An 18661-nucleotide genomic window follows, 5' to 3' on the forward strand; every position below is an offset into this window, starting at 1 on the left:
CAACGGCTTACTTTCGTGGTTTCAGGTCCAGCCTGCGCAGATGGCACGTCACTTCCTCGCGGTCGTGATACAGCTGCTTGCAGGCAATCGACACCTTGACCTTGCGCGCCTTGAAGGTCGCCTCCATGCGGTCCAGCAAGCGACGCACCTCGGCATATCGCTGCTTCATCGGCAACTTAAGGTTGACCACCGCCTCCCGGCACAAGCCCTCCCCCAACCAAGTCTCGATCAACGAAGTGGTGCGCGCCGGCTTCTCGACGATATCGCAGACCATCCAGTCCACCGGTTGCTTGGGCTGCCAAGTGAAGCCGTCGGCCATCAGGTGCTGAACCAGCCCGGTGTCCATCAAACTCTCTGCCATCGGCCCATTGTCGATAGCAGTGACCAGCATGCCACGGCGCACCAGTTGGTACGTCCACCCCCCCGGTGAAGCCCCGAGGTCCACCCCGGTCATGTCATCGCCCAGCCGCTGCTCCCACTGCTCCCGTGGAATGAACTGGTGCCAGGCCTCTTCAAGCTTCAAGGTCGAGCGGCTCGGCGCTTCACGCGGGAATTTCAAGCGAGGAATTCCCATCGGCCACAGCGCACTGTTGTTCGCCTCGGCAACGCCAACGAATACCCGACGACCACTGATGAAGGTCAGCAACAGGCGAGGCAGGCTGGCGTTATCGACCAAGCGGCCGGCTTTTTCCAAAGCCTTGCGCAGCGGCACCTCGAACTTGCGACAGAACGTCGACAGCTCCTTGCCGTCGTTGCTGTCCAGCACCTCCAGCCACAGGCTGCCAAACACCGGCAGTGTTGCCAGATGCTCGAGCAACACGCTGATCCGATCGGTCTCAGGCAGTTCGATGTAGCCGCCACGCGCCCACTGGCGCGGGAAGATCAGTTGGGCAAAGCGCAGCTGCGCCATCAACCGTTCGGCACCTTCGGCTTCGGCGCAGACAAACTCGGCGCAGGCGCTCTGCGGCTTGCCTTTGGCATAACCGGCAACCCCCAGGCGGGCAGCGTGTTCGCTGATCTCGGCGCAGACCTCGCCCTCGAACCCGGGCCGGCAATGCATGAACAGGGTATTCATCTCTCACTCCACTACGGCTGGCGCACCACAGGCGCCGGCAGGGCGGCGATGATAAAGGAAGATCGGAACCTGCGACATGCCCCGCCGGTCCAGAATAGGGTCAGGGCAGACAAACCGGTCTAACCTGACTCTTCAGCCAGGTCCGTACCGTGCGGGCCGAAACAGAGCGGTGACACCGGCATCATCCAGCCAATGCCGGGCACCGGTGCATAAGGAGTTGGCAATGCCCTCGCTCGATAGCCTGAAAACCCTCAAAACCCTCAAGGTGGCCGACCAGACCTACCATTACTTCAGCCTCACCGAGGCTGCACGACAACTAGGCGACCTGCAGCGCCTGCCCATGTCGCTCAAGGTACTGCTGGAAAACCTGCTGCGCTGGGAAGATGGCGAGACGGTCAGCAGCGACGACCTGCGCGCCCTCGCCGACTGGCTGCAAGACCGTCGTTCCGATCGCGAGATCCAATACCGCCCGGCGCGGGTATTGATGCAGGATTTCACCGGCGTACCGGCTGTAGTCGACCTGGCGGCCATGCGCGCTGCCATGGCCAAGGCCGGGGGCGACCCCCAGCGGATCAACCCGCTGTCGCCCGTGGACCTGGTGATCGACCACTCGGTGATGGTCGACCGCTACGCCACCCCCCAGGCGTTCGGTGAAAACGTCGACATCGAAATGCAGCGTAATGGCGAACGATATGCCTTCCTGCGCTGGGGCCAGAGCGCGTTCGACAACTTCCGCGTAGTGCCACCGGGCACCGGCATCTGCCACCAGGTCAACCTGGAGTACCTGGGCCGCACGGTATGGACCCGTGAGGCCGATGGGCGCACCTATGCGTTCCCCGACACCTTGGTCGGCACCGATTCGCACACCACCATGATCAACGGCCTGGGCGTGCTCGGCTGGGGCGTTGGCGGGATCGAAGCGGAAGCTGCCATGCTCGGCCAGCCTGTGTCGATGCTGATCCCGGAAGTGATCGGCTTCAAGCTTACCGGCAAGCTGCGCGAAGGCATCACCGCCACCGACCTGGTGCTGACCGTGACACAGATGCTGCGCAAGAAAGGCGTGGTCGGCAAGTTCGTCGAGTTCTACGGTGACGGCCTGGCCGACCTGCCCTTGGCCGACCGTGCCACCATTGCCAACATGGCACCTGAATACGGCGCGACCTGTGGCTTCTTCCCGGTCGATGAGGTCACATTGGACTACTTGCGCCTTTCGGGCAGACCGCAGCAGACGGTGCAACTGGTCGAACAGTACTGCAAGGCACAGGGCCTGTGGCGCCTGCCTGGGCAGGAACCGCTGTTCAGCGATACCCTGGCCTTGGACATGGGCGAAGTCGAAGCTAGCCTGGCCGGGCCAAAACGCCCCCAGGACCGCGTTGCGCTCGGCCAGGTCAGCCAGGCGTTCGACCACTTCATCGAACTGCAGCCCAAACCCCTGGCCAAAGAGGTCGGCCGCCTGGAAAGCGAAGGCGGTGGTGGGGTGGCAGTGGGCAATGCCGACCAGGCCGGCGAGATCGACTACAGCCACCAAGGCCAGACCTATACCCTGCGCGATGGTGCCGTGGTAATCGCCGCAATTACCTCCTGCACCAACACCTCCAACCCCAGTGTGATGATGGCGGCCGGCCTGGTGGCGAAAAAGGCCCTGGAGAAAGGGCTGCAGCGCAAGCCATGGGTAAAAAGCTCGCTGGCGCCCGGCTCCAAAGTGGTCACCGATTATTACAATGCCGCCGGGCTCACTCCTTACCTCGACCAACTGGGTTTCGACCTGGTCGGCTACGGCTGTACCACCTGCATCGGCAACTCCGGTCCACTGGACGAAGCCATCGAGACCGCCATCGGCAGCGCCGACCTGACCGTCGCCTCGGTACTGTCAGGCAACCGCAACTTCGAAGGCCGGGTGCACCCGCTGGTCAAGACCAACTGGCTGGCCTCCCCGCCACTGGTGGTGGCCTACGCCCTGGCCGGCAGCGTTCGCCTGGACCTTACCCGTGACCCGCTGGGCACCGGCAAGGACGGCCAGCCGGTGTACCTGCGCGACATCTGGCCCAGCCAGCAGGAAATCGCCGACGCCGTGGCCAAGGTCGACACGGCGATGTTCCACAAGGAGTACGCCGAGGTATTCGCCGGTGACGCCCAGTGGCAAGCCATCGAAGTCCCGCAGGCGGCCACTTACGTGTGGCAGGACGACTCCACCTACATCCAGCACCCTCCCTTCTTCGACGGCATTGGCGGCCCACTGCCGGTGATCGAGAACATCCAGGGTGCGCGCATTCTCGCCCTGCTTGGCGATTCGGTGACTACCGACCACATTTCCCCGGCCGGCAACATCAAGGCCGACAGCCCGGCCGGGTGCTACCTGCGCGAAAAAGGCGTCGAACCTCACGACTTCAACTCATACGGTTCACGGCGGGGCAACCATGAGGTGATGATGCGTGGCACCTTCGCCAACATCCGCATCCGTAACGAGATGCTCGCCGGTGAAGAAGGCGGCAACACGTTGTACGTGCCCACTGGGGAAAAGCTCTCGATCTACGACGCGGCCATGCGCTACCAGGCTGAAGGCACGCCGCTGGTGGTGATCGCCGGCCAGGAATATGGCACCGGCTCCAGCCGCGACTGGGCAGCCAAAGGCACCAACCTGCTGGGGGTCAAGGCGGTACTGGCGGAGAGTTTCGAGCGCATCCACCGCTCCAACCTGGTCGGCATGGGCGTACTGCCATTGCAGTTCAAAGCCGGGCACGATCGCAAGCAACTGGGGCTCACCGGCAAAGAGCGAATCGACGTACTGGGGTTGGCCGGGGTTCAGTTGAAGCCAGGCATGAGCCTGCAACTGCGCATCACCCGTGAGGACGGGCAGCAGCAAGACATTGAGGTACTGTGCCGGATCGATACGGTCAATGAAGTGGAATACTTCAAAGCCGGCGGGATTTTGCACTATGTGTTGAGGCAGTTGATCGCCAGCTGAAAGCCAGCTGACCGGGGCGCAAAAGCGCCCCTTTTTTGTGCCGGAGGCTGGCTCTTGGCCAGCCAATGAGTCATGATTTGACCTGCACGTCACTCCCTGCAATAAACCTGCAATAGTGACGCCATCTTTCGCGAACGTGCGGGCCTGCTAGCGTAATCCCCGCAGTCCGTTCCTGCGCCAGATCAACGAAGTTAAATATCCATTCAATAAAAGTACTGGCTTGCCGATATCTGTCGAAAGCCTTGCGGATTACTCAGCCCATGCGGAACAACCAGCCGATTACCCAACGGGAAAGGACTTTCCCTGCCCAACAACGCTTGATCTCGACCACCAATGCCAAGGGTGTGATCACCTATTGCAACGATGCGTTCGTCGAGATCAGCGGCTTCACGCGCGAGGAGCTGATCGGCGCACCGCACAACCTGGTACGCCACCCTGATGTGCCGCCTGCGGTGTTCGCCCACATGTGGCAGACCCTCAAGCAAGGCCAGCCCTGGATGGGCATCGTCAAGAACCGCTGCAAGTCGGGTGACCATTACTGGGTCAACGCCTACGTCACGCCGATCTTCGACAACAACCAGGTGACCGGTTTCGAGTCGGTGCGGGTCAAGCCCACCGCCGAGCAGATCCGCCGCGCCGAAGCCCTGTACCAGCGCCTGAATCAGGGCAAGCCCGCCGTTCCGCGCCGTGACAAGTGGCTGCCAGTGCTGCAGGACTGGCTGCCCTTCATCCTGGTCAGCCAGATCGGTTTCCTGATCGGCAACTGGCTCGGGCATTCCTGGGGCTTCGCCCTGGCCGCCGGCCTGTCGGTGCCGCTCGGCCTGCTCGGCCTTAGCTGGCAACAACGCGGCCTCAAGCGCCTGCTGCGCCTGGCCGAACAGACCACTTCCGACCCACTGATCGCGCAGATGTACACCGACAGCCGAGGCGTGCAGGCACGCCTGGAAATGGCCCTGCTCAGCCAGGATGCGCGCATGAAAACCTGCCTGACCCGCCTGCAGGACAGCGCCGAACACCTCAGCGACCAGGCACGCCAGTCCGACGTCCTGGCCCACCAGAGCTCTTCGGGGCTGGAGCGCCAACGGGTCGAGACCGAGCAGGTTGCCGCCGCCGTCAACCAGATGGCCGCCACAACCCAGGAAGTGGCCAACCATGTACAGCGCACCGCCGATGCCACACAGGAAGCCAATCGCCTGACCAGCCAGGGCCGGCAGATCGCCGGTGAAACCCGCGACGCCATCGAGCGCCTGTCGGCGGCCGTGGGTGAAACCGGCCAGACCGTGACGCAACTGGCCAAGGACAGCGACGAAATCGGTGGCGTGGTCGATGTGATCAAGGGCATTGCAGACCAGACCAACCTGCTGGCCCTGAACGCCGCCATTGAAGCAGCCCGCGCTGGCGAAATGGGCCGTGGCTTTGCCGTGGTGGCCGACGAAGTGCGCCAGCTGGCCCAGCGTACCGCTGAGTCCACAGGGCAGATCCATGGCCTGATTGCCAAGCTGCAACAGACAGCCAACAACGCCGTGCTCACCATGGAATCTGGCCATCGCCAGGCTCAGGAAGGTGTAGAACGAGTGATGCAGGCTGACCAGGCATTGATGGGGATCAGCGAGGCGGTGGCCAACATTACCGACATGGCGACCCAGATCGCTGCCGCCACTGAAGAGCAGACAGCCGTGGCTGACGAGATCAGCCGCAACATCAGCACGATCGCCGAACTGGCCGACCAGACAGCCGAGCAGGCGCAGCATTCGGCGCTGCTCAGCGAAGCATTGACCACCACCGCCGGTGGCCAGTACTCACTGGTGGAGCGGTTCAACCGCTGACAACACTGCGCCCCTTCGCGACCTTGCCCGCGAAGGGGCACTACCAACCGAGGGTCAGACGACTCTCGAAATAGCGCTCCTCCCCCGTCAACGGGTCAGCAAAGCGCAAGCTGTGTGCCAGCAGCTTCAATGGCCGCTGGTAATCATCTTCTACCTTGAGCAACTCAGGATAGAACGGATCGTTACAGATCCCCGCGCCCAGTGCCGCCATGTGCACCCGCAGTTGATGCGTCTTGCCGGTCACCGGTGAAAGGCCGTAGCGCCATAGCTCACCCTGCTTCTCCAGCACCTCGGCCAGGGTTTCGCTGTTATCGTCGCCCGGTACCTCATGCATGCGGAAAAACGGCTCGCCATGCACCAGACGGCTTTTATGCACCAGCGGAAAATCACGCTGGGGCAAGGCCGGGGCGATGGCGTGGTAGCGTTTGTCGATGCGGCGCTCGGGGAACAGCCTTTGGTACGCGCTGCGGGTTTGCGGGTTGGCCGAGAACAACACCAACCCTGCGGTATGCCGGTCGATGCGGTGCAACGGCACCAGGTGAGGGTTATCCAGGCGCCGGATCAAACGGCGCAGCAAGGTCTGTTCGACATACTCGCCGGTTGGCGTAACCGGCAGAAAATGCGGTTTGTCGGCCACCACCAGATGCTCATCCACATGCAGGATGGCTTCCTCTACCGGGATCGGCCGCTCGTTGGGCACCTCACGAAAATAGTGCAGGCGCATGCCGCGGCGGTAAGGCAGGTCGGCAGCGATCGCCTGGCCTTCGGCGTTGAGCACCCGGCCACGAGCAAAGCGGTCAAGCCACTGCGCACGCTCGATTGCCTTGAAATGGTCGCACAGGCAATCAAGTACCGTCGCCCAGTTGCCAGGTGGCAGGCAGACCGTGCTGGCTTGCTGGCGGGCGGGGTCGAAAGGCGTGGTCATGGCGAGACTCGGGGCAGGCAGGGCCGGGCATTATCCCCCAACCCCGCCAGCTCAACCAGCCTGAACCATGGCCTCGCTGCGCGCCTTCAGCCAGCGCAGAACCTGCACGGGCTCCCAGCGGCCGGGATCATAGAGCGCATACAGCAAGCCCTGGTAACCCACCACATCCAACCCTCGATGGTAGCCGGCCCGCTGGAACAGCGCCTCGATCTCGGCGAAGCAGGTATTGAAATGAACCTTGCCGAACGGCGTACGGTCATCGGTGACCAAGCCTTCGAGGCGCAGTTCCAGCACGGCGTCACATACCCGCTCCACCGGCATGCGGTTGACGCTGTACTTGAGTTGCTCGACATTGAGCATGGGCTTACCTCGATACTGTATTTATATACAGCATACGAACTTGCACACCCCGCCGTCAATTCATCCCCTGCTCACTGCAAACCTGGCAGGTAGCCTGTACCCCTGCGGATGGTCAGCACTTCACGGCGCGGGACGCTCGGCGTTACCGACAGGTGGACCCAACTGTCGAACTCGAGAATCATCTGGTCGAAATTCACTGCGCTCGCGCTCACCCGGCGGACCACTTCCCGGTTACTGATGCCGAATATCTCGAAGTCCGCGGCCAAGCCGAGCAGGTGCTGGCTGCGCGGGGAGCCGCCTATACGCTTGTTCAACGCGGGGGACCGGTAGCCACTGCTGATGATTACCGGCAGGCCAAACAGGGCCCGCACCTGCTCAAGGGCTTCACACAGCAGGTGCAGGTTGCTGATGACTTGCTGCGAGGGCGTATTGTCCAGCCCTTCCCGAGCGGCGACCTGCGAGACAATCATCTCTTCCAGGGTAAAATTTGGTGTGATGAACATGACTGCATTCTCGACGATGATGAGGTTCCGGCGTGTGTCGCCGGCACGGCATCTTCGGGTAACAGCTCAGCTCATGCAGGCAGGCGATGCTTCCCCTGCCGTTGTCATTGCGCGAGAAAGGCTACAACCTGTTCAGGATCGAACGGCCAGTGCAGTTCGGCCGAGGTATCGCAACGACGCAGCACGGGAATGATAAGCCCGTAACGCTCGAACAGCGCCTCGCTCTCGGCGATATCGACCAGTTCGACCAGCAGGCCATGATCGACGAAAGGCATGAGAACGGCTTCGGCGACTTCACACAAGTGGCACCCGACGGTGCCGAAGAGTTGGCATTCAGGCAGCATGGGGCGGGACCCGGTTTGGCATGGATGAGAAGCCTATTCTAGGTCGCTACCGCCCCATGTGCACCTGACCTCGTTCAATCCTGGCTGGTGGCACCGATGCGGTGCAGCGACAAGTCGGCGCCCTGAAACTCCTGTTCATGGCTCAGGCGCAGGCCGAGTACCGCGCGGATCAGCCCGTACACGACAAAGCCCCCAAGCAGCGCGATCAGCACCCCTGCCAGGCTCCCGATCAACTGGCTGGTCAGGCTGACGCCTCCCATACCGCCAAGGCTTGCCTGGCCGAAGATGCCACAGGCTATCCCGCCCCATAGGCCGCATAGCCCATGCAATGGCCACACGCCCAGCACATCGTCGATCTTCCAGCGGTTTTGCGCGGCGGTGAAGCTCCACACGAACAGAACACCGGCCACCAGGCCAGTAGCCAGTGCACCGATCGGATGCATCAGGTCCGAACCTGCACAGATCGCCACCAGGCCCGCCAGCGGCCCGTTGTGCAAAAATCCAGGGTCGTTACGCCCGGCCAACAACGCTGCCAGGGTGCCGCCTACCATGGCCAGCAGCGAATTGATCGCCACCAGGCCACTGACGCCTTGCAAGGTCTGCGCGCTCATGACATTGAAGCCGAACCAGCCGATGATCAGGATCCACGAGCCCAGTGCCAGGAACGGAATGCTCGACGGAGCGAAGGCCACCAGCCGACCATCACGGTACCGCCCACGCCGTGCACCCAGCAGCAGCACTGCCACCAGTGCCAGCCAGCCGCCCATCGCATGCACCACCACAGACCCTGCAAAGTCATGGAAAGGCGCACCAAAACGCGCCTGCAGCCATGCCTGTGCGCCGAAGTTGCCATTCCATACCACGCCCTCGAAGAACGGATAAATGAAGGCTACGATCAACGCTGTGGCACACAGCTGAGGCACGAACCGCGCACGCTCGGCGATACCCCCGGAGATGATTGCCGGTATCGCTGCCGCGAACGTCAGCAGGAAAAAGCATTTGACCAGGGCATAGCCGTGGTCGGCGGCCAGCTGGGATGCCGGGTGCAGAAAACTCACACCATAGGCAACCCAGTAACCGATGAAGAAGTACACCAGCGCCGAGATGGCGAAGTCGCTGAGTATCTTCGACAAGGCATTGACCTGGTTCTTGTGGCGCACGGTGCCCACTTCGAGAAACGCGAAGCCCGCGTGCATGGCAAGCACCAGAATGGCGCCCATGAGGATGAAGAGCGTGTTGGAACCGTGGACCAGGGAGTCCATGGCGCTGTGCATGTTGTCCATGAAAAGGCAGACCTACTGAAAAAAGGCACCAGGACAGTTCAAGAACCTGCATCCATGCACCGGATCGGTGCCAGCCCATTGCCCGGGTACGGTGGACCGAGCGAAGCCTGCGTGGTTTTTTCTTGGGTTTGTCGTGGATTGGGTTAAGGTTTATCGGTATCTGCCGGGGTCGACGCCCAGTATCGGCGCATCGCTCCGGTCTACGCCCCGCGTTGTGGCAATCTTCATTAGCAAGGCCCATACCAGCGACGAAGTGAACCTTCAGCGCACAGCGAAACTCGAATTACCTACACACCTACACAGGGAGAGCACCATGGCCAGCAAATCGGCAAAGACTGCACAAGAGATATTGATGGCGGACTTCCAGGCTTTGGTCCGTGATACCGAGAAGCTTCTGGCCGACACCGCCAATCTGGCGGGCGACCAGGCCGATGAGCTGCGTGAGCAGATCCACGAGCGCCTCACGCAGGCCCGCGAAACATTGCAACTGACTCAGGAATCGGTGCGTGAGCGTGGCCAGGCGGCCTTGGGTAGTGCCGAGCACTACGTTCAGGAAAACCCTTGGCAGGCCATCGGCATTGCCGCAGGTGTCGGCCTGCTGATCGGCCTGTTGGCCAATCGGCGCTAAGGAGCCTCCATGGAGAATGACGCCATTGGCACCGGTGCCTCGGGCAGGCGCCTGGGCGCCGCGATACTGGGGCTGCTGCACAGCCATATCGAACTGTTCGGTATCGAACTGCAGGAGCAGAAAGGACGCACCCTGAGCCTTTTGCTGTTCGCTGGCCTCGCGCTGGTGTTCGCACTGCTGCTGCTGACAGCCTTGTCGGGCCTGCTGCTGGTGTTGCTGTGGGACAGCTACCGCCTGACAGGGATCATCGGCCTGTGTGTGTTTTATGGTGTGGCTGCGCTGTATTGCGGCCTACGGCTGAGGGCGGCGGTATTCGACGAGTCCTCGCCGTTTGGCGCCACCCTCGAAGAACTCGCCAAGGACCGGGAGCGCCTGCTGCCATGAGCCTGCCTGAACTACCCAATACGCGTAACCCACGGGAGCTGCGCAAAGCCCTGCTGCGCCTGCGCATGGAAATGCATCGCCAGCAGATCCGCCAGGAGTCCGGGCAAATGCTGCAGCCACTGCACCGCCTGCGTGGCATGGGCGGCTCATTGCAAGATGGCCTGGGCATCAAACACGCTCCCCTATGGGGCATTGGTGCGGTGGTTGCGCTGGGCTTTCTGACCGGCAAGGGGGTGCGCAGCGGCAACCTGTCACGCCTGGTGCGCCTGGGCACTACGCTGCTGCCGCTGCTGAAGGTGTATCTGCAAGGCTCGCGGCGCTCCTGAGCCACCTCCAGAGTCTTCACTCGCAGGTGACCCACGCGTTTCAAGCGTGGCAAGCACCTGTGAGAGACGGCTTGCCGACGATCAGGCCGGTATCGATTTTCCGCTTGCATAGCCCTGCGCGACACCGGAAGCTACGCCATTCGACCTACAGGAGAGCGAGCCTTGGACTGGCACACCCTGCTCACCCGCGAGCGCCTGGGCAAAGCCCTGTACAGCCCCGATGAACTGGGGCGCAGCCCCTTCCACAAAGACCACGACCGGATCATCTTCTCAGGCGCGTTCCGCCGCCTGGGGCGCAAGACCCAGGTCCACCCCGTCTCCAGCAACGATCATATTCACACGCGCCTGACCCATTCCCTCGAGGTAAGTTGCGTAGGGCGCTCATTGGGCATGCGCGTCGGCGAAACGCTGCGCGACAGCCTGCCAGACTGGTGTGAACCCAGTGATCTGGGCATGATCGTGCAGTCCGCCTGCCTGGCCCACGACATCGGCAACCCGCCGTTCGGCCACTCAGGCGAAGATGCCATCCGCCACTGGTTCCAGCAGGCTGCAGGGCGCGGCTGGCTGGATGACATGACAGATGACGAGCGCGGCGACTTCCTCAACTTCGAAGGCAACGCCCAAGGGTTTCGCGTGCTCACCCAGCTTGAGTATCACCAGTTCGACGGCGGTACCCGGCTGACCTACGCGACCCTCGGTACTTATCTCAAATACCCTTGGACCGCCCGGCACGCTGATGCCCTGGGGTACAAGAAGCATAAGTTCGGCTGCTACCAGAGCGAGCTGCCGCTGCTCGAACAGATCGCGCACAAGCTCGGCCTGCCGTTACTTGAGGAGCAGCGCTGGGCGCGCCATCCACTGGTCTACCTGATGGAGGCAGCCGATGACATCTGCTACGGCCTGATCGACCTGGAAGACGGCCTGGAGATGGAGTTGCTGCAGTACGCCGAAGTGGAGGCGCTGCTGCTCGACCTGGTGGGCGATGACTTGCCAGAAACGTATCGCCAGCTTGGCCCTGCAGATTCGCGGCGACGCAAGCTGGCCATCTTGCGTGGCAAAGCCATCGAGCACCTGACCAACGCCGCCGCGAGCGCCTTCGTCGAGCAACAGCAGGCATTGCTTGCCGGGCAGTTGAGTGGCGACCTGGTCGAGCACATGCACGGCCCGGCCAAGCGCTGCGTGCTTCAGGCCAAGGACATGGCACGCAACAAGATATTCCAGGACAAGCGCAAGACGCTGCACGAAATCGGTGCCTACACCACCCTGGAAATCCTCCTCAACACGTTCTGTGCTGCGGCCCTTGAGCAGCATGGCGGGCGCACCCCCTCCTTCAAGAGCCGCCGCGTACTCGATCTGATTGGTAACAACGCCCCACACCCGCATGATTCTTTGCACAAAGCCTACCTGCGCATGATCGATTTCATCGCCGGCATGACCGACAGCTATGCCAGCGAAATGGCCCGCGAGATGACCGGGCGGTCCAGCCCGACCTGAACCTGGGTACTGCCGCATGCCTTTGCGCATGCGGCCCATTATATTGAGGGATATTTCCTACAACTGCCGCCACTTGTTAAACAGAACGAATATTTACAAAACAAAAAGTTACCAAGAGTCCTTTGACACTGATTCAAATCATTACACTTCGTAGCTCTAATTGCTTTCTGCTGTAAGCCATTTCCCATATACGTTTAATCGCCACACTTCACACCCCATGTCAGATGCAACTGGGTTAATGTGCCCCCTGCCTCGTCATCCGCCGCAGGGAAGTTGAACATGCACTCCGTATTTATTGTCGATGACCACCCGGTCATCCGCCTGGCTGTCCGTATGCTGCTTGAAAACCAGAACTACAAAGTCGTAGGCGAATCGGACAATGGCGTGGACGCCATGCAGATGATCCGCGAAACAATGCCCGACCTGGTGATTCTGGATATCAGCATCCCCAAGCTTGATGGCCTCGAGGTCCTCTCGCGCTTTCAAACCATGGCCTTGCCGCTGAAGGTGCTGATCCTGACCGCGCAATCGCCTGCGCTGTTCGCCGTGCGCTGCATGCACTCAGGTGCGGCAGGCTATGTATGCAAACAGGAAGACCTGAGCGAACTGCTCAGCGCTATCAAGGCGGTACTGGCCGGATACAACTACTTTCCCAGCCAGGCCATCCACACGGGCCACGAAACAGCAGACACCGATCTCAGGCTTTTCCGGCAGGTCAACGATCGTGAACTGATGGTGCTGCAACTTTTCGCCCAAGGGCGCAGCAACAAGGAAATTGCCAAAGGCATGTTTCTCAGCAACAAAACCGTCAGCACTTACAAGAAGCGCCTGATGCAGAAACTCCAGGTCGACACCTTGGTCGACCTTATCGAGATGGCCAAACGCAACGCGCTGGTCTGAGGTGTCAAATGGCGCAACTCCTTGCCTGGCTGGCCCTTGCACTGTCATTGGCCTGCTGCGCAGCGCAGGCTTCTCAGCTTGAGGCGGTACCGTATTCCCTTCTTGCCCGCTCCTCTGCCTCACCGGTAACGCCGCCACTGACCGCGCCACAGAGGGAATGGCTGATGGGCCGGCAATACCTGAAGCTGGGCACGTCAGCACCGGATTACCCGCCCTTCGACATAACCAGTGGCGGGCGCGACTATCAAGGACTCACCGCCGAATATGCCAGCCTGATCGGCAAGGTACTGCAAGTGCCGATTCGAGTGTTGCGCTATCCCAATCGGCAAGCTGCAGTAGAGGCGCTCAAGAAGGGGGATATCGACTTGCTCGGCAGCGCCAATGGCTATGAAGCAGCGAGCGAAGGCCTGGCGCTTTCGCACCCTTATGCCGTCGACCAGCCGGTGCTGGTGACCCGCGAAGACGAACGCCGCACGCTCAATCGCGGCATGGACGGCATGCGTCTGGGCATGTTGTATCACTACCTGCCCCGAGAAGAAGTCAGCACTTTATATCCCCAAGCCGAACTGCTGGCCTTCGGCTCGTCTTCCCAAGCCCTCAATGCCGTCGCGTTCGGGCAGGCTGACGTGTTCATCGGCGATACCATATCCACTCACTATCAGCTCAACCGCGGTCACCTGCCGCGCCTGCGCATGGCAAGCTTCGGCAAACATGAGAGCGTCGGTTTCAGTTTTGCAATGCGCGCCCAGGATACCCATCTCAAGGACCTGGTGAACCTGGCCCTGGAGCGCCAGCCAGCCGCCGTGCGCGCCAGCATCTTCAAACGCTGGAGTGCCGGCAGCGACCTGCTGTTGAGCGACCGGAAGCTGCAGCTCACGACCGAAGAGGAGCAGTGGTTGCGCCGCCATCCTGTGATGCAGGTGGCTATCGACGAGACGGCCGCACCGCTGTCCTATTTCGACGGCAATGGCCATTTCCGCGGGATTACCGCCGACCTGCTGGATCTGATCCGCCTGCGCACAGGGCTGCGCTTCGACGTTCAGCGTGCCAACGGCATTGCCGAGATGATCGCGCGGCTTGAGGACGGGCGCGTGAACATGATCGCAGCGCTTGCCGTGGATGACATGAGCGAGGAGCACTTGCACCTCAGCCGACCTTACCTGGAAAGCACCTATGTGCTGGTGACACGCACCGAAACGCCCCAGTACACCTCATTGGAACAACTGCAGGGCCGGCGCATCGCCATTACCCGCTACAGCGAGATGTCCGAACTGCTGGCAACCCGGTATCCGCAGACCGGCTGGATCGAGACCGAAAGCCCCTACTATTCCATGGCACTGTTGAGCAGTGGCGCAGTCGATGCCGTCATCACGACCTTGATCGATGCCAACCACGCCATAGCAGGTAACGCCAAACTGGTCATCCGCAGCACGGTCGGTACCGATCCTGCGAGCTTCGCCATGGCCACCTCGGCGCAGGCAACAGAGTTGGCATCGATTCTGGACAAGGCCCTGCTGAGCATTTCGCCGGAAGAACTGGGGGTGATCAACAACCGCTGGAGTGGTTACAGCCAGCATGATGACAGCAATTGGCTAGGCTTCAGGCGCCTTGCCTTGAAAGTGTTGCTGGGGACCGCTTTGCTCCTGCTGGCGGCGCTGCTGTGGAACGCCCGGTTGCGCCGCCAGATCAAACAGCGCCAGCACGCCGAGCGCGCCCTGAACGATCAGCTGGAGTTCATGGGCGCACTGCTCAATGGCACCCCGCACCCCATGTACGTGCGGGACAGGGCGGGCTGCCTGCAAAGCTGCAATGCCAGTTATCTGGAAGCGGTGCAGGCGACCCACGACGAGGTCATAGGCAGGCGCCTGGAAGACAGCCTGTTCGCGGGTTCGGAAAGTACCCGGCAGATCCATGCCGATTATCTGCAGGTGATGGCGGCCGGGGTTCCGCTGATCATCGACCGCCCCTTGCGGCTCAAGGATCGCGAAATCACGATCTACCACTGGATACTGCCGTACCGTGATTCACTCGGTGAAGTCCAGGGCATCATCGGTGGCTGGATCGACATCAGCGAGCGGCGCAAGCTGGTGCAGGAGCTGCGCGAGGCCAAGCAACTGGCTGATGATGCCAACCGCGCCAAGAGTACCTTCCTGGCTACTATCAGCCATGAGATTCGCACCCCGATGAACGCGGTCATCGGCATGCTCGAACTGGCGGTCAAGCGTGCCCATCAAGGGCAGATCGATCGCACCTCGCTGGAAGTCGCCCACCATTCGGCAAAGGACCTGCTGGGCCTGATCGGTGACATCCTGGATATCGTGCGTATCGAGTCCGGCCACCTGTCCCTTGCGCCCGAGCCTGTCGACCTTGCGGCGCTGGTCGAATCGGTGAGCCGCGTGTTCGATGGCCAGGCACGGCAAAAAGGCCTGGCCTTCGACGTCGTCATCGACTCCAGCGCACGCTGCCACGTCCTGCTCGACCCACTGCGTTTCAAGCAGATCCTGTCCAACCTGATCAGCAATGCCATCAAGTTCACCGGGCAGGGCCAGGTGCGCATCAGCCTCAGCCTGCGCGAAGAAGCCCCGTCAGCGCCCCCAAGCCTTGACCTGGAAGTGCGTGACACCGGCATTGGCATTCACGACGATGACCTGCAACGCCTGTTCAACCCCTTCGTTCAGGCCAACCCGCATAGCCAAGGGGCTCGCGCAGGCACGGGCCTGGGCTTGGCCATCTGCCGTAGCCTGTGCGAAATGATGGGCGCAAGCCTGAGTATCAAGAGCGTGCCGGATTTCGGCACGCAGGTTCGCTTCAGCGTACCGCTGCAACGTGTCGACGCACTGCCGCCGCAGGTGCTGGAAGCCGATGACATGGATGTACCCGATGCCCGGTTGAAGGTGCTGGTGATCGACGACCACCCGGCCAACCTGATGCTGATGGCGCAACAGCTGGGGTACCTGGGCCTGAGCCAGGCCACTGCCAGCGATGGCCGCGAAGGCCTGGAAAAATGGCGTGAAGGGCAATTCGACGTGATCGTCCTCGATTGCAACATGCCGCACATGAACGGCTATCAGCTCGCGGCCGCCGTGCGCGCAGAAGAACGCCAGAACGGGCGCCCTCACTGCGTGATCCTGGGCTATACCGCCAACGCCCAGCCCGAAGTCAGGCAAAAATGCCTCAGTGTCGGCATGGACGACTGCCTGCTCAAACCCATCAGCCTGCGCACACTCAGCCAACGCCTGGCGAATATCGCTCCCAAACGGGAGCAGGCCGCAACGAAGGTACCGTTCAATATCAAAGGTCTGAACAGTATCGTTGGCGACAACCCCAACGACCGTGAACTGTTTCTCAAGGCCTTGCTGATGAGCCTGCAGCAGGACCTGGCAACGCTCATGGGCCTGGACCCTGACGTCGAACCCGAGGCCGTCGGCGAGCAGGCACACAAGATCCTCAGCGCGGCGCGGATGCTGGAAGCGCAGCACTTGATGGCGGCCTGTGAGGCCCTTGAACAAAGCGGGTTGCCCGCATCACAGCTGAAACTGCGGCGACAGGCTTTGGCACGGCACATGCGCCGCGTAGAGAAAGCCTTGGCCAGAGAACTGACCAAGCCTTGATGAAGCGGCCGCCCGAGCGGGCGCCGCTTCAGCCATGCATCAGGAAGCCGGGTTGATCGGCTTTTCCGGATACCAGGCGTCCAAGAGCGGGCTGACTTCGATGGAGGTCAGTTCGCTACGGCCTTTGAGCCAGGCTTCGACAGTGGCGCGTTGCTCTTCGCTGACCGAGCCACGCTCTGCCAGGCAGACCAGGCCGAAATCATCACCACCGACATAGTCCAGGCCGTTGGCGTCCATGGCTTCTGCCAGGAAGGCGTCGAGGAAGGCATCGATGGCTTCGTCGGACAGGTCTTCCTTGAAACCCAGGTTCAATTCAAAACCCAGCTCCTGGAATTCATCAACGCACAGCTTCTTGCGCAGACGACGGGAACGGTTGGTAGCCATGAAACAATCCTCTTGATTAATAACGCGCGGCACTTTAACAGTTTCCGCAGTACAACGGCGCTTTTCCGTCGAACGTGGCGCATGAGCGCGGCGCTTGGGGCATAATGCGCACTATATTTCGTAGAGGGGCGATCATCTCATACAGCCCCTATGTCTTTTTCCCTCGTCCGCAGGGTATGAATCTCATATGATCAAATCGCTCCGCCCCCTCGTTCTCGCCGGCATGCTCCTGCCGTTCGCCCTGCCCAGCCAGGCCGCAGCCGTCAACACCACGCTGCCCCCCAAGGTTCAGCAGGCGCTCAAAGCCAGCAAACTGCAGGACACAGCACTGTCGCTGGTGATGCTGCCGCTCAATGGCCCCGGCACGCCGACCGTGTTCAACGCTGATGTCTCGGTCAACCCGGCCTCGACCATGAAGCTGGTCACCACCTATGCAGCCCTCGAACTGCTCGGCCCGACTTTCCAGTGGAAGACCGAGTTCTACACCGATGGCACCCTGAGCAACGGCGTGCTCAACGGCAACCTGTACCTCAAGGGCGGCGGTGACCCGAAGCTGAACATGGAGAAGCTATGGCTGCTGATGCGTGACCTGCGCGCCAACGGCGTTCGCACCATTACCGGTGACCTGGTGCTGGACCGCAGCCACTTCGTACAGCCCAACCTGCCGCACTTCAATGATGACGGCGGTGACGTGAACAAGCCCTTCCTGGTCAAGCCCGACTCCTTGCTGGTCAACCTCAAGGCCCTGCGCTTCGTCGCCCGCAACGATGGCGGCAAGGTGACCGTCGCCGTCGAGCCACCCATTGCGAGCATTCGCATCGACAATCAGGTCAAGGCAGTTGCCTCCAGAAAATGCACTGGCGATGTACGCTACAACCCGGTGCCTCAAGCCGATGGCATGAATGTCGTGGTCAGCGGCCAGCTGGGCGATGGCTGCAACTCGCAGACGTACCTCGCGCTGCTCGATCACCCAACCTACGCCGCCGGTGCCGTGCGCGCGATCTGGAACGAACTGGGGGGCAGCATTCAGGGCCGTGACCGCATCGAAAACGTACCCAAGGGCGCTCGCCTGCTGGCACGGGCCTTCTCGCCCGACCTGGTGGAGGTGATCCGTGACATCAACAAATACAGCAACAACACGATGGCCCAGCAGCTGTTCCTGAGCCTCGGCGCACAGTTCCGTACCGATGCCGATGGCGACGATGCCCGCGCAGCCCAGCGCGTGGTTCGCCAGTGGATGGCCAAGAAAGGTATCACCGCGCCCCACCTGGTGATGGAAAACGGCTCTGGCCTGTCGCGCGCTGAACGGGTAAGCACGCGCGAAATGGCCGCACTGCTGCAGGCGGCGTGGAATAGCCCCTACTCCGCCGAATTCATCAGTTCAATGCCGTTGGTGGGCATGGACGGCACCATGCGCAAGCGCCTCAAGCGTACCGCCTTGGCCGGTGAAGGCCACATCAAGACCGGCACCCTGAATACCGTACGCGCCATTGCCGGCTTCAGCCGTGACAGCAACGGCAATACCTGGGCAGTGGCGGCGATTCTCAACGACCCGAAACCCTGGGGAGCATCGCAGGTACTCGACCAGGTACTGCTGGACCTGTATCGCCAGCCCAAAGCCGCTAACCGGACGGTAGGCGTCAACCCATGATC

Annotated in this window: 16 protein-coding genes; 9 read left to right on the top strand and 7 right to left on the bottom strand. The window is 61.6% G+C overall.

The window, feature by feature from the left end:
• Window positions 1–7 precede the first annotated feature (7 nt).
• Complete coding sequence (rlmM, locus tag ACEWE8_RS11075; protein ID WP_046786477.1) at window positions 8–1075, bottom strand: 23S rRNA (cytidine(2498)-2'-O)-methyltransferase RlmM; 1068 nt, start codon at window positions 1073–1075, stop codon at window positions 8–10.
• A gap of 223 nt (window positions 1076–1298) precedes the next feature.
• Between rlmM and acnA the strand changes: the two genes are divergently transcribed.
• Together acnA and ACEWE8_RS11085 are read left to right on the top strand one after the other, a co-directional pair.
• The gene (gene acnA, locus ACEWE8_RS11080) at window positions 1299–4040 is read left to right on the top strand and encodes an aconitate hydratase AcnA (RefSeq protein WP_395589306.1); all 2742 of its coding nucleotides are present in this window, start codon (window positions 1299–1301) and stop codon (window positions 4038–4040) included.
• A gap of 260 nt (window positions 4041–4300) precedes the next feature.
• Window positions 4301–5866, top strand: a complete 1566-nt coding sequence (locus ACEWE8_RS11085) for a PAS domain-containing methyl-accepting chemotaxis protein (protein ID WP_046786479.1) — start codon at window positions 4301–4303, stop codon at window positions 5864–5866.
• Between the two features lie 40 nt (window positions 5867–5906).
• Here ACEWE8_RS11085 and ACEWE8_RS11090 read toward each other — a convergent pair whose 3' ends face one another.
• The 5 genes from ACEWE8_RS11090 to ACEWE8_RS11110 form a co-directional block, all read right to left on the bottom strand.
• A complete protein-coding gene (locus ACEWE8_RS11090) occupies window positions 5907–6791 on the bottom strand; it encodes a pseudouridine synthase (protein ID WP_046786480.1) in 885 nt (294 codons plus the stop codon).
• A 51-nt stretch (window positions 6792–6842) separates the two neighbouring features.
• Entirely contained in the window at window positions 6843–7151 is a 309-nt protein-coding gene (locus tag ACEWE8_RS11095; protein WP_039603809.1) for a hypothetical protein, read from the bottom strand.
• 71 nt (window positions 7152–7222) lie between these two features.
• Window positions 7223–7654, bottom strand: coding sequence for a D-Ala-D-Ala carboxypeptidase family metallohydrolase (locus ACEWE8_RS11100; RefSeq protein ID WP_046786481.1), 432 nt, complete (start codon window positions 7652–7654; stop codon window positions 7223–7225).
• 104 nt (window positions 7655–7758) lie between these two features.
• Window positions 7759–7998 (bottom strand): glutaredoxin family protein, encoded by a 240-nt coding sequence (locus ACEWE8_RS11105; protein ID WP_039603811.1) that lies wholly within the window; start codon window positions 7996–7998, stop codon window positions 7759–7761.
• Between the two features lie 74 nt (window positions 7999–8072).
• On the bottom strand, window positions 8073–9281 hold the full coding sequence (locus ACEWE8_RS11110) for an ammonium transporter (RefSeq protein WP_046786482.1): 1209 nt from the start codon (window positions 9279–9281) through the stop codon (window positions 8073–8075).
• 313 nt (window positions 9282–9594) lie between these two features.
• Here ACEWE8_RS11110 and ACEWE8_RS11115 point away from each other — a divergent pair, with 313 nt between their 5' ends.
• The 6 genes from ACEWE8_RS11115 (at window position 9595) to ACEWE8_RS11140 (ending at window position 16624) form a co-directional block, all read left to right on the top strand.
• Window positions 9595–9909, top strand: a complete 315-nt coding sequence (locus ACEWE8_RS11115; protein ID WP_012313531.1) for a YqjD family protein — start codon at window positions 9595–9597, stop codon at window positions 9907–9909.
• Between the two features lie 9 nt (window positions 9910–9918).
• Window positions 9919–10293, top strand: a complete 375-nt coding sequence (locus ACEWE8_RS11120; RefSeq protein WP_046786483.1) for a phage holin family protein — start codon at window positions 9919–9921, stop codon at window positions 10291–10293.
• Window positions 10290–10619, top strand: coding sequence for a hypothetical protein (locus tag ACEWE8_RS11125; RefSeq protein WP_046786484.1), 330 nt, complete (start codon window positions 10290–10292; stop codon window positions 10617–10619). The genes ACEWE8_RS11120 and ACEWE8_RS11125 overlap by 4 nt, the downstream gene beginning before the upstream one ends.
• A 162-nt stretch (window positions 10620–10781) precedes the next feature.
• The gene (locus ACEWE8_RS11130; RefSeq protein ID WP_046786485.1) at window positions 10782–12113 is read left to right on the top strand and encodes a deoxyguanosinetriphosphate triphosphohydrolase; all 1332 of its coding nucleotides are present in this window, start codon (window positions 10782–10784) and stop codon (window positions 12111–12113) included.
• Window positions 12114–12392: 279 nt separating this feature from the next.
• Complete coding sequence (locus ACEWE8_RS11135; RefSeq protein WP_046786486.1) at window positions 12393–13013, top strand: response regulator transcription factor; 621 nt, start codon at window positions 12393–12395, stop codon at window positions 13011–13013.
• Between the two features lie 8 nt (window positions 13014–13021).
• Window positions 13022–16624, top strand: a complete 3603-nt coding sequence (locus ACEWE8_RS11140) for a transporter substrate-binding domain-containing protein (RefSeq protein ID WP_046786487.1) — start codon at window positions 13022–13024, stop codon at window positions 16622–16624.
• A gap of 39 nt (window positions 16625–16663) precedes the next feature.
• On the opposite strand, the gene ACEWE8_RS11145 is transcribed toward ACEWE8_RS11140, so the two are convergent.
• Window positions 16664–17008, bottom strand: a complete 345-nt coding sequence (locus tag ACEWE8_RS11145; RefSeq protein WP_012313525.1) for a YggL family protein — start codon at window positions 17006–17008, stop codon at window positions 16664–16666.
• A gap of 187 nt (window positions 17009–17195) precedes the next feature.
• Between ACEWE8_RS11145 and dacB the strand changes: the two genes are divergently transcribed.
• Entirely contained in the window at window positions 17196–18659 is a 1464-nt protein-coding gene (gene dacB / locus ACEWE8_RS11150) for a D-alanyl-D-alanine carboxypeptidase/D-alanyl-D-alanine-endopeptidase (protein WP_046786488.1), read from the top strand.
• Window positions 18660–18661 lie beyond the last annotated feature (2 nt).

Origin of the sequence: Pseudomonas sp. TR47 (assembly GCF_044143025.1) — a bacterium.
Lineage (GTDB): Bacteria > Pseudomonadota > Gammaproteobacteria > Pseudomonadales > Pseudomonadaceae > Aquipseudomonas > Aquipseudomonas putida_E.

Coding starts and splice junctions, on each gene's coding strand:
- ACEWE8_RS11105 (WP_039603811.1), bottom strand. CDS start 7,998: ATGCTGCCTGAATGCCAACTCTTCGGCACCGTCGGGTGCCACTTGTGT.
- acnA (WP_395589306.1), top strand. CDS start 1,299: ATGCCCTCGCTCGATAGCCTGAAAACCCTCAAAACCCTCAAGGTGGCC.
- ACEWE8_RS11120 (WP_046786483.1), top strand. CDS start 9,919: ATGGAGAATGACGCCATTGGCACCGGTGCCTCGGGCAGGCGCCTGGGC.
- ACEWE8_RS11135 (WP_046786486.1), top strand. CDS start 12,393: ATGCACTCCGTATTTATTGTCGATGACCACCCGGTCATCCGCCTGGCT.
- ACEWE8_RS11140 (WP_046786487.1), top strand. CDS start 13,022: ATGGCGCAACTCCTTGCCTGGCTGGCCCTTGCACTGTCATTGGCCTGC.
- ACEWE8_RS11145 (WP_012313525.1), bottom strand. CDS start 17,008: ATGGCTACCAACCGTTCCCGTCGTCTGCGCAAGAAGCTGTGCGTTGAT.
- ACEWE8_RS11085 (WP_046786479.1), top strand. CDS start 4,301: ATGCGGAACAACCAGCCGATTACCCAACGGGAAAGGACTTTCCCTGCC.
- ACEWE8_RS11110 (WP_046786482.1), bottom strand. CDS start 9,281: ATGGACAACATGCACAGCGCCATGGACTCCCTGGTCCACGGTTCCAAC.
- ACEWE8_RS11095 (WP_039603809.1), bottom strand. CDS start 7,151: ATGCTCAATGTCGAGCAACTCAAGTACAGCGTCAACCGCATGCCGGTG.
- ACEWE8_RS11100 (WP_046786481.1), bottom strand. CDS start 7,654: ATGTTCATCACACCAAATTTTACCCTGGAAGAGATGATTGTCTCGCAG.
- rlmM (WP_046786477.1), bottom strand. CDS start 1,075: ATGAATACCCTGTTCATGCATTGCCGGCCCGGGTTCGAGGGCGAGGTC.
- ACEWE8_RS11090 (WP_046786480.1), bottom strand. CDS start 6,791: ATGACCACGCCTTTCGACCCCGCCCGCCAGCAAGCCAGCACGGTCTGC.
- ACEWE8_RS11115 (WP_012313531.1), top strand. CDS start 9,595: ATGGCCAGCAAATCGGCAAAGACTGCACAAGAGATATTGATGGCGGAC.
- ACEWE8_RS11125 (WP_046786484.1), top strand. CDS start 10,290: ATGAGCCTGCCTGAACTACCCAATACGCGTAACCCACGGGAGCTGCGC.
- dacB (WP_046786488.1), top strand. CDS start 17,196: ATGATCAAATCGCTCCGCCCCCTCGTTCTCGCCGGCATGCTCCTGCCG.